Annotated in this window: 3 protein-coding genes and 1 pseudogene; 2 read left to right on the top strand and 2 right to left on the bottom strand. The window is 75.6% G+C overall.

Annotated features, from left to right (window positions below; all coding sequences use genetic code 11):
• On the bottom strand, positions 1-651 hold a 651-nt coding region (locus H1A17_RS32895; RefSeq protein ID WP_309236927.1), incomplete at its 3' end, for an EsaB/YukD family protein.
• Positions 652-806: 155 nt separating this feature from the next.
• Between H1A17_RS32895 and eccCa the strand changes: the two genes are divergently transcribed.
• Positions 807-4,865: a type VII secretion protein EccCa gene (gene eccCa, locus H1A17_RS32890; protein WP_145919387.1), complete on the top strand. Its 4,059-nt coding sequence runs from the start codon at positions 807-809 to the stop codon at positions 4,863-4,865.
• Between the two features lie 33 nt (positions 4,866-4,898).
• Here eccCa and H1A17_RS32885 read toward each other — a convergent pair whose 3' ends face one another.
• The gene (locus H1A17_RS32885; RefSeq protein WP_194823710.1) at positions 4,899-6,350 is read right to left on the bottom strand and encodes a S8 family serine peptidase; all 1,452 of its coding nucleotides are present in this window, start codon (positions 6,348-6,350) and stop codon (positions 4,899-4,901) included.
• Between the two features lie 211 nt (positions 6,351-6,561).
• Between H1A17_RS32885 and H1A17_RS32880 the strand changes: the two are divergent.
• Positions 6,562-7,166 (top strand): annotated as a pseudogene (locus H1A17_RS32880) (hypothetical protein); the annotation flags it as partial.

Here is a 7,166-nt window from a genome sequence, read left to right as displayed (position 1 = left end):
CCCGGTGGCGGTCCCGCCGAGCACCTGCGGCCCGGTCACCCCCGCTCCGACCGCCCCGCCGTCGCCGGGCAGCACCAGCCCGGCCAGGCCGGCGTAGCCGGTCGCGGCGACACCCAGCAGCACGCCGAACCCCCGCCCGGTGGCGGCCCGGACCACGGCGGCCCCGCCGCCCAGCGCCACCACCGCCACCGCCAGCGCCGCCACCGCCCGCAGCGGCACCGGGCCGGGCAGCGCCAGGGCCACCAGCCCGACGGCGAACAGCAGACCGGCCAGCCCCAGCACCACCGGGCGGACCAGTTCGGGACGCCACCGGCCGGGACGGTCCCGCACCCCGGTCGCCATCCCGTCGACGAGGTCGTCGAAGTCGACCTCGGGCAGCTGGTCGGCGCGCGGACGCAGATACACCAGGTCGCCGTCGTGCAGGTCGAGCGCGGCGACGCTGCTCTCCTCGTCCAGCGGGGCCGAGCCGGCACGTTGCAGCACCCAGCCGCCGTGCCGCAGCCCGGTGTCGGCCAACCCGTCCCCGAGGTGGTGCAGCAGCGCCGGCAACAGGTCGGCGACGACCACCCCGACCGGCACGGCGACCTCGATCTGCCGGCTCGGTCCGCGGACGACCAGCCGGCACATCTGCTCGGTCTCGGTGCCTGTCACGGCCCCTTCAACGGAACGGCCCGGAGAACGTTCAACGACCGATCGGAATTTTCTTCCCCCGCCGGCACGCCCCCGGCCGGAAACCGGGATCGACCCGGATCGGCCCGTGCTCCGTTGTGGAGGGGGGCCGACGGCCCGGGTGGAGGGAGACGAGCATGGGGACGGTGCTGTTCCGGCGGCCGGCACGGCGCAGCGGGCCGGAGATGCCCACCGGGGAGTTGACCCTCCAGGAGCCGCCGGAGCTGAGCGAGCCGCAGCACAACGGCGCCCGGCAGGCGATGATGGTGCTGCCGATGGCGCTCATGACCGGCGTGATGATGCTGATGTTCATGGGCCCGTCGCGGGGCCCGCTGACCTGGGTGATGGCCGGCATGATGGCGGTGGCCATGGGCGGGGTGATGATCGGTTCGGTCATCGCCAGCAGCGGGGAACGCAAGCAACGCCACGGCGGTGACCGCCGCGACTACCTGCGCTATCTCGCCCAGCACCGCCGCCGGGCCCGCCGCTACGCCCAGGACCAGCGCGACTCCAGCCTGTGGCGGCACCCCGACCCGGCGTCGTTGTGGTCGCTGGCGATGACCACCCGCCGCTGGGAACGCCGCCCCACCCACCCGGACTTCCTGGAGATCCGGGTCGGCACCGGCGAGCAGCGGTTGGCGGTCCGGATCGCGCCGATGCAGACCAAGCCGGTCGAGGATCTCGAACCGGTCGCCGCGAAGGCGCTGCGCCGGTTCATCCGGGCGTACAGCACCCTGCCGGACCAGCCGGTGGCGCTGTTCCTGCCGGGCTTCGCCGAGATCCGGGTGACCGGGGACCGGACGGCGGCACGGGCGCTGCTGCGGGCGCTGCTCACCCAGCTCGGCGCGTTGCACGCGCCGGAGGAGGTCCGGGTGGCGCTCTGCGTCGACCCGGACGGGTCGGCGGCCTGGGAGTGGGTCAAGTGGCTGCCGCACGCCCAGCATCCCACCGAACAGGACGCCGCCGGTGCGGCACGGCTGGCCGCCGACGGGATCGAACGCCTCGAACGGCTGCTCGGCGCGGAGTTCACCGGCCGCCCCCGCTACGAGCCGGGCGTCACCCCCGACCGGGACGAGCCGTACGTGGTGGTGGTCCGCGACGGTGGCCGGGTGCCGACCGGTCACCGGCTCACCACCGGCGGCTACCGTAACGCGGTCTTCGTCGACCTGGACGACCCGCCGGTGGCCACCGGGAAGGGCATCCTCAACCTGGAGGTCGCCGACGGCACGCTGACCATGCTCGGGCGGGACCGGGTGGGCCAGGAGACCCGGCAGGTGCTCGCCACCCCCGATCTGCTCGGCCCGGCGGCGGCCCGCACGGTCGCCCGGCTGCTGTCGCCCTACCGGCTGGCGGTCAGCACCGAACTCGCCCCCGAACCGATGAAGGCCGACTTCGACCTCGGTACGCTGCTGCGCATCCCCGACCTGGAACGGTTGGAGCTGGCCGCGCTGCGCGACCGGCGCGGGCCGGACGAGCGGCTGCGGGTGCCGATCGGGGTGGACGCCACCGGCGCCCCGGTCGAGCTGGACATCAAGGAGTCCGCCCTGGGCGGCATGGGCCCGCACGGGATGCTGATCGGCGCGACCGGCTCCGGCAAGAGCGAGCTGCTGCGGACGCTGGTGCTGGCGTTGGCCGTCACGCACTCCTCGGAGACGCTCAACCTGGTCCTGGTCGACTTCAAGGGCGGGGCGACCTTCCTCGGCCTGGACCGGCTGCCGCACACCTCGGCGGTGATCACCAACCTGGCCGACGAGGCGTCCCTGGTCGGGCGGATGCGCGACGCCCTGCACGGCGAGCTGGTCCGCCGGCAGGAGCTGTTGCGGGCCGCTGGTGGCTACAGCTCGGTGCTGGACTACGAGAAGGCCCGCGCCGGCGGCGCCCCGCTGGACCCGCTGCCCACCCTCTTCGTGGTCGTCGACGAGTTCTCCGAGCTGCTCGCCGCGCACCGGGACTTCATCGACCTGTTCGTCATGATCGGGCGGCTGGGCCGTTCGTTGGCCGTGCACCTGCTGCTGGCCAGCCAGCGCGTCGACGACGGCCGGATCGGGCAGTTGGAGTCGCACCTGTCGTACCGGATCGGGTTGCGGACCTTCTCGGCGATGGAGTCCCGCTCGGTGATCGGGGTGCCCGACGCCTACGAGTTGCCGGCCGCGCCGGGCAACGGCTACCTGCGGATGGACGTCTCGACGCTGCTGCGGTTCAAGGCCGCGTACGTCTCCGGCGAGTACCGCCCCCGCCGGGCCCGGGTCCGGCAGGAGGTGGTCCAGCGGCAGGTGGTGCCCTACCGGCTGGGCCCGGTGACAGCGGAGCAGCCGACGCCGTCGGTGCGGCCCGTCGACACCGCGCCCGCGACCGACTCGGCCGGAGCCGACGCGCCGACCGCCGGAGCGGGCACCCCGGCGAGCGGTCCGGCCGGGTCCGGGACGCCGCCGGTGGCCGGGGCGGAGCCGGCCGCCGGGCGTAGCGTGTTCGCGATCGTCGCCGACCAGCTCGTCGACTCCGGGCCACCGGCCCACCAGGTCTGGCTGCCGCCGCTGGCCGAATCCCCCACCCTGGACAGTCTGCTGCCGGCGCTGACCCCCGACCCCGATCTCGGGTTGGTCGCCGCGGACTGGCCCGGCAACGGGCGGCTGGTCGTCCCGCTCGGCTTCATCGACAAGCCCTACGAGCAGCTCCGCGACCTGCTCACCGTGGACCTGTCCGGGGTGGGCGGGCACATCGGCGTGGCCGGCGGCACCCGCAGCGGCAAGAGCACCCTGATCCGGACCCTGATCTGCGCGCTGGCGCTCACCCACCGCCCCACCGACGTGCAGTTCTACTGCCTGGACTTCGGCGGCGGCACCCTGGGCACCGTCGCCGGGCTGCCGCACGTGGGCAGCGTCGCCGGCCGGCTCGACACCGACCGGGTCGGCCGGACCGTCGCCGAGGTGACCGGCCTGATCAACCAGCGGGAGCGGCGCTTCACCGAGCAGGGCATCGACAGCATCCAGACCTACCGCCGGCTACGCGCCGAGGGTCGGGTCGCCGACGACCCGTACGGCGACGTGTTCCTGGTGGTCGACGGCTGGTTCACGCTGCGGCAGGAGTTCGAGCCGCTGGAGGTGGCGCTGCGGCAGATCGCCGCCCGGGGGCTCAACTTCGGCGTCCACCTGATCGTCAGCGCGGCCCGCTGGTCGGAGGTGCACCACAGCATGCGCGACCAGCTCGGCATCAAACTGGAACTGCGCCTCGGCGACGCCGTCGACTCCGCCATCGACCTGCGGTTGGCGGCCACCGTGCCGCGTGCCCCGGGGCACGGCCTCACCCCGGAGAAGCTGCATTTCCTGGGGGCGCTGCCGCGCATCGACGGGGCGGCCGACCCGGCGAGCACCGCCGAGGGGGCGCGTGAGCTGGCCGGCACGGTCGCCGAGTTCTGGGCCGGGCCGGTGGCGTCGCCGGTGCGTACCCTGCCGGCGGTGCTCCCCGCCGCCGACCTGCCGCCGGCCGAGGGCGACCTGTGGGTGCCGCTCGGCCTGGACGAGACCGACCTGAAGCCGTACTGGCACGACTTCGCGGAGCTGCCGCACCTGACCGGGCTCGGCGACAGCCAGAGCGGCAAGACCAACCTGCTGCGCCACCTGGCCCGCCTGATCGTCGGCCGGTTCACCCCGGCCGAGGCGCGCATCCTGATCGTCGACTACCGGCGGCAGCTGTTCGACTCGGTACCGGCCGAGTACCGCCTCGGCTACTCGGTCTCCACCGACTCCACCCGGGAGACCGTCGCCGACGCCGTGCTCGGCCTCAAGGGACGGCTGCCGGGTAAGGAGATCAGCCCCGAGCAGTTGCGCCGCCGCGACTGGTGGACCGGGCCGCGACTGTTCGTGCTGGTCGACGACTTCGAGATGCTCGCCGGGCAGGACAACCCCCTGCAACCCCTCATCCCGTACGTCCCGCACGGCGTCGACATCGGGCTGCACATGGTGGTCGTCCGGGGCACCGCGAACCTGATGCGGATGTCGATGGACCCGCTGCTGCGTCGCCTCCAGGAGGCCAGCAGCCCGGACCTCGCGCTGTCCTGCCCGCCGACGGAGGGGCCGCTGCTGGGCGGGGTGAAGGGACGGCACCTGCCGCCCGGCCGGGCGATGGTGCTGACCCGACGCGGACACCGGATGATCCAGACCGCGTACGTCGAACCCGACCCCGTGCCCGTCGGCTGACCGCCGGCCGGGCGGCACGGGGTGCGGGGCGGGTCAGCGCCGACGCCGACGCCGCAGGCCGACGGTGAGGGTGACCAGGGTGAGGATCGCCGCCAGCACGGCGATCGCGCCGGCCGGGCTCTTCTGCTCCACGGTGGTGGCGACACCGGCCGGGGTGGCGTTCACCGCCGCCGCCGGGTTGATCATGCCCCAGCCGTGCCACGGGTCGGGCCCGCCCGCCGGGGGCGCCGCCCCGTCGGCCGTGGCCGTGACCCGGGCCGCCGCCTCGACCGCGTCCAACCGGGGCGCGCTGGAGCGGACCAGGGCGACCAGCCCGGCGACGAACGCCACGGCGTAGCCGGTGCCGGTGCCCTGCACCTCGCCCGAGCCGATCCCCAGGCCCACCACGTCCACGCCCGGCGCCACTACGTCGACCTCCCCCGGCCGGTGCACCTCGGCCAACCGGTCGTCCGGGCCCACCGCGCCGACCCGCAGCACCCCCGGCGGCAGGGCGGCACCCTTCGCCGCCGTCGCCGGGCGGGCCGCCACCACCACGGTGGTGCCCCGGGTGACCGCCGCGCGCAGCGCCGCGACCACCCGCTTGTCGGTGGTGTCCACCGAGCCGCCGACCACGGCCACCCCGGCCCCGGCCGTGGTCGCCACCCGCAGCGCGGCCACCAGCTCGGTCGACTCCGCCGTCCCGGCGGCCATGCCGATCCGGACGGGCAGGACGGTGGCCTCGGGGGCGAGACCGACGAAGTCGGTGCCCCGCTGCCGGGCGGCGGCGACGATCCCGGCGAGCGCGGTGCCGTGGCCGGTGCAGTCCCGGTCCCCCCGGGCGTCACCGCCGGCCCCGGCGTCCGCACCGGGACGGACCCGGCCGGCGAGGGCCGGCGGGGTGGCGTCCACTCCGGAGTCGATGACCGCGACCGTGACCCCCGCGCCCCGGCCCCGGGTCCAGGCCACCTCCGGGGTCAGCCGTAGCTGCGCCCAGGGCACCCCGCCGATCCGCCGTTTCGGGGCCACCGTGCAGACCAGGGCGCTGGTCGGCGCGGTGCTCGGCCTTGGGCGGGGCGTCGCCGCCGGGCGGGCCGGGGTGAACACCGGCAGCGGGCCGTAGCTGACGCCCGCGCCGACGGCGTCCCAGGGCAGCACCAGGACCCAGCCCTGGCGCAGGACGGCGGGGTCGGTGACCGCGATGCCGTCCGGTTGGACCCGTCCCTTGTTCAGGGCGAAGATCTCCGGGTACCGCTGCGCGTCGCCGAGGACCCGTAACGCGACCTCCCAGAGGTGTTCGACCCGGCCCTGCTCCGCGCCGACCACCAGGTACTTCACGAAGCCGTTCGGCGCGACCCCCGGCCGGGCGGGCGCGCCGGCCGGGGGCGGGGGCACGGGGGCGGCCGTCGCCGGCGTCGCCACGGCCACCGTCGACGCCGGGACGGCGAGCCCACCGAGCAGGAGGGCGACCAGCGGACGGGACCATCGGGCCCGGTGGCGTCCGGTCACCGGAAGCGGGCGGGACAGCGCTACCTCCCAGCGTCGTCGTGGACCGCCCAGGCTACGGCCTCCCCCGTACCGGCCCCGGGTCCGGTCGGTTGCGATTCGGCTAACCGGGCGGGCGGACGGCGAAGCCGGACTGAACAGATCGCCGGTCGCCGCCGTTGTAGGCACCGGCCGGGGAAGGGCTCCACCCGGCGGAGGATCAAGGAGGCTGACCGTGCGATTCCCGACCACTACCGGTGCCGGGCGACCGGTGACCCGACGGGTCACCGGTCGGTCCAGGCGGCGCGGCATCGTCGTGACGACGGCGGCGGTCCTGGCCGCCCTCCTGCTCGCCGCCGCCCACGCCGCGGGGACGGTGCCCGCCGGGGCGACGTCGCCCGACCGGGGGTCCGTCCAACCGGCACCGTCACAGGCGGGGTCGGTCGGGGCGGTGTCCGTTGACGCGACGCCGTCCGCCGCGAACTCCGCCGACGCGACGCCGGCAGGGCGGTACTACGTGGTGGGGCCGCCGGTGGGCGGGCAGCGGGAGTACCTCTACCAGATCGCGGCCACCACCCTCGGCGACGGCAACCGGTACCGGGAGGTCTTCGAGCTGAACCGGGGCCGCCGCCAGCCCGACGGCGGACGGTTGACCGACCCGGCCGAACTCCGCCCCGGCTGGGTGCTGGCGCTGCCCCCGGACGCGCGGGGGCCGGGCGTCCGCATCGGCCCGCTGCCCCCGGCCGGCGGGGACGACACCCCACCGGCCACGGCCGACCCGGGGCACACCGGTCAACTGGTCGTCCTGGCCGGACTCGCCGCCGTCGCCCTGCTCGTCGC

This window comes from Micromonospora sp. S-DT3-3-22 (genome assembly GCF_015354745.1).
GTDB lineage: Bacteria > Actinomycetota > Actinomycetes > Mycobacteriales > Micromonosporaceae > Micromonospora > Micromonospora wenchangensis.
The sequence above is the reverse complement of the archived record's forward strand: the minus strand, read 5'-3'. Positions and strand labels throughout refer to the sequence as shown.